Source organism: Arthrobacter sp. H41 (assembly GCF_000520535.1).
Taxonomy (GTDB): domain Bacteria; phylum Actinomycetota; class Actinomycetes; order Actinomycetales; family Micrococcaceae; genus Arthrobacter_D.
Genome location: NZ_KI914800.1, coordinates 1 through 2,883, shown reverse-complemented (window position 1 = coordinate 2,883; position 2,883 = coordinate 1). Strand labels below are relative to the sequence as shown.

Annotated in this window: 4 protein-coding genes and 1 tRNA gene; 2 read left to right on the top strand and 3 right to left on the bottom strand. The window is 64.1% G+C overall.

Going from position 1 to position 2,883, the window contains the following annotated elements; all coding sequences use genetic code 11:
* Window positions 1–67 precede the first annotated feature (67 nt).
* The 3 genes from Y705_RS0110260 to bcp form a co-directional block, all read right to left on the bottom strand.
* Window positions 68–784, bottom strand: a complete 717-nt coding sequence (locus tag Y705_RS0110260; RefSeq protein WP_026532787.1) for a fasciclin domain-containing protein — start codon at window positions 782–784, stop codon at window positions 68–70.
* Between the two features lie 280 nt (window positions 785–1,064).
* Window positions 1,065–1,146: transfer RNA gene (locus tag Y705_RS0110255), tRNA-Leu, on the bottom strand.
* A 65-nt stretch (window positions 1,147–1,211) separates the two neighbouring features.
* Window positions 1,212–1,682: a thioredoxin-dependent thiol peroxidase gene (bcp, locus tag Y705_RS0110250; protein ID WP_026532786.1), complete on the bottom strand. Its 471-nt coding sequence runs from the start codon at window positions 1,680–1,682 to the stop codon at window positions 1,212–1,214.
* A 143-nt stretch (window positions 1,683–1,825) separates the two neighbouring features.
* Here bcp and Y705_RS19045 point away from each other — a divergent pair, with 143 nt between their 5' ends.
* Window positions 1,826–2,341 carry a MarR family winged helix-turn-helix transcriptional regulator gene (locus tag Y705_RS19045; RefSeq protein WP_081737964.1) on the top strand — a complete coding sequence of 172 codons (516 nt, stop codon included), beginning with the start codon at window positions 1,826–1,828 and terminating at the stop codon, window positions 2,339–2,341.
* A gap of 171 nt (window positions 2,342–2,512) precedes the next feature.
* Window positions 2,513–2,883: sigma factor (locus Y705_RS0110240; RefSeq protein WP_026532785.1), on the top strand; the 371-nt coding region annotated here is incomplete at its 3' end.

Sequence of the window (2,883 nt, the reverse complement as noted above, 5' to 3'; positions counted from 1 at the left end):
CGTCGGTGCGAAGGCCCGCTTCTGATCCCTGAACGACGTTAGAGGAGTCGGACCAGGGAGGTCCCTACTACTGTGCTGCCGGAGGGGTGAGGACAGTGTCGATCAGGTACACGGTGGCGTTGGCGGTCTGGACGCCGCCGCAGATCACGCTTGCACCGTTGACCATGAGCTCGTCACCGGAACCGGTCACTTCGACGTCGCCGCCCTGGACGGTCGTCTGGGTGGTGCCCTCGAGCTCTGCCGGCGTGATCTGGCCGGGAACCACATGGTAGGTCAGGATGCTGGAGAGCATATCGGCGTCGGTCTTCAGGGTCTCGACGGTCTCGGCGGGAAGGGCGGCAAAGGCCTCGTCGACGGGGGCGAAGACGGTGAACTCGTCGCTGTTGAGCGTGTCGACGAGGTCGACGTCAGGGTTCAGCTGGCCTGAGACGGCAGCGGTGAGCTGCGTGAGGATGGGGTTGTTCGACGCAGCGGTTGCTACGGGATCCTGGGCCATTCCGGCAACCGATCCGGCGCCGTCGGGAACCTGCTCGGCGTAGCCGGCGCAGCCGGGGCCCACGAGGTTTGCTGCCGGGTCCATTGCCCCGTCGGTGGCCATGTCGGTGGCTTCCCCGGTGGCCATCTCGGAGGCTTCCGGCGTCATCGACTCAGGGGCCGCTGATTCGGCGGCCTCCGTCTCGGTTCCGGTTGCTGCTTCCTCGCCACCGCCGCAGGCCGCAAGGCCGAACATCGACACTGCTGCGAGAGAGAGGATTGAAAGATTCCTGCGCTTGGTGAGTTCCATGAGATTTCTCCTAGACGTGACCCGGCGGGAGCCTGAAGTCGGTGAACGAATTTGTGAAACACATCGTGTTGATGTCTCAGGAGGTACTTCGGACGCGCCGGAAAGGAGGATGGGTGGATGGGCGAAAAGTTTTTCTACACGTCGGAGAAGTCATCCCTGCAGAACTGAACGAGTGCGCAGCACTGACGGTCTCCGGGCCGGATAGCCGTCGATGCTGCGCACTCGATGGGGGTCTGACATGAAAAGCCCCGCCGGATGCTTCCGGCGGGGCCCTATCCTGTGCGCAAGAGGGGACTTGAACCCCTACGTCCGAAGACACTGGAACCTAAATCCAGCGCGTCTGCCAATTCCGCCACTCGCGCCGACGTCGTTCCGGGAGGAAAAATCCGCTCCCGCCGAAAACGTCAGGATCCAGTGTACGTGGAAATCAGTCGAGGCCGAGGTCGCGGCGGAGCTTCGCGACGTGCCCGGTGGCCTTCACGTTGTACTGGGCCAGTGAGACGACGCCATCCTCGTCGAGGACGACTGTGGAGCGGACCAGTCCAACGGATGCCTTGCCGTAGTTGTTCTTCTCGCCCCAGGCGCCCCAGGCATCGGCCACCGCGTGATCCTCGTCGGAGAGCAGTGGGAACGTCAGGTGCTCCTGCTCCACGAACGCCTTGAGCTTGTCCTGCGGGTCCGGTGACACGCCCAGGACCTTGTAGCCTGCGGCGGCGAGACCGGCGAGGTTGTCCCGGAAGTCGCAGGCCTGGGTGGTGCAGCCGGGAGTCGCCGCGGCAGGGTAGAAGTAGACGACCACCTTGTTGCCCCGTTCCCCCGCAAGATCGACCCGATTGCCGTCGGCGTCGGCCAGTGAGAAGTCGGGAGCACGATCCCCGGGTGACAGTCGTTGTGTCATTAGCACTCCTTGGTATGTCGGTTGATGAGTCGGCTGATTCGGGCCGGCCGAAAAAATATCAGCCAGCTTAGCTATCATAGGGGGTGGAGGATCGGCGTCGCTGGGGAGCGCAAGTCCAAAAGCGAGAGGAAGTGCACGGTTATATGCCCGATCTGGAGCAATGGCCAACCGGCAGGCTGCTGACGACGGCGGCGCGCCTGGTCGAGCATGCCTGGAACGAGCGGCTGGTGGACATCGGTGTCACGCACGCCGGAGTGATTGCCCTCGGAGTGCTGGCCGCACAGGGTGCCATGACCCAGGCGGGCCTCGCCCAGATCGTCCGGGTCCAGGCCCAGACCATGGGCAAGACCCTCTCGAGGCTCGAGACGCGCGGCCACGTGACGCGGGTCCGCAATGACCTCGACCGCCGGTCCCACCTCGTCTCGATCACGGCCGAGGGGCTGCTGGTCCTGAAGAAGGCCGATGATATCGAACGCACGCTTGTTGCCGGCGGCGGTCTCGTGTCCGAGGAGTTGCGGAAACACCTGCAGATCGTGATCCAGGAACTGGGTGCGCCCCGCTGGAACTGGACGGCGGCAGCGGCTCCCGGCGTCGTCGCCCTCGCGCCGGTTCCGCCCCTACCCGGCGAGCCCGCCGAACCACTGCCGATTCTCGAGTAGCCCTCGAGCAGTCTCCGTCGGGAAAACCGCGCAGCACCGGCGCTTTATACGTCATTCACCGACGAATGAGAAGATTTGGCGCGGTGCAAAAGAAAAAACGATTGCGTAGTAAGTCTGCTTATGGTCTGGTGGGAAGCGTTAGTGAGTTGACGCCGACCCGGAGTAGACAGCATGCAGATATCTCCAGCAACCGAACCGTTCCCGGACTCCGCGGCCGGGGGGGACCGTGCGCCCACTCCGCTGAAGAATGCACTGCAGGATGACATCGCGGTGCGGCATATGGACCTTGCTGAATCTGTTGCACGCTCCTTCTCGTCATTCGGCCCTGATGCGTCGGACATCCGCCAGGTCGCCTATCTCGGTCTCATCAAAGCCGTCCAGCGGTTCAACCCGGCACGGGGTGTGCCCTTTGCTTCTTTCGCGATTCCGACCATCACCGGTGAAGTGAAGCGCTACCTGCGGGACTGCTGCTGGGTGGTCCGCCCGCCGCGCCACCTGCAGGACCTGCGGACCGAAATCGCCCGGACCTCGCCCGCCATGGC

Bases quoted from the DNA above. Each gene is read 5' to 3' on its own strand.
- Y705_RS0110260 (WP_026532787.1), bottom strand. From the start codon at position 784: ATGGAACTCACCAAGCGCAGGAATCTTTCAATCCTCTCTCTCGCAGCA.
- bcp (WP_026532786.1), bottom strand. From the start codon at position 1,682: ATGACACAACGACTGTCACCCGGGGATCGTGCTCCCGACTTCTCACTG.
- Y705_RS19045 (WP_081737964.1), top strand. From the start codon at position 1,826: ATGCCCGATCTGGAGCAATGGCCAACCGGCAGGCTGCTGACGACGGCG.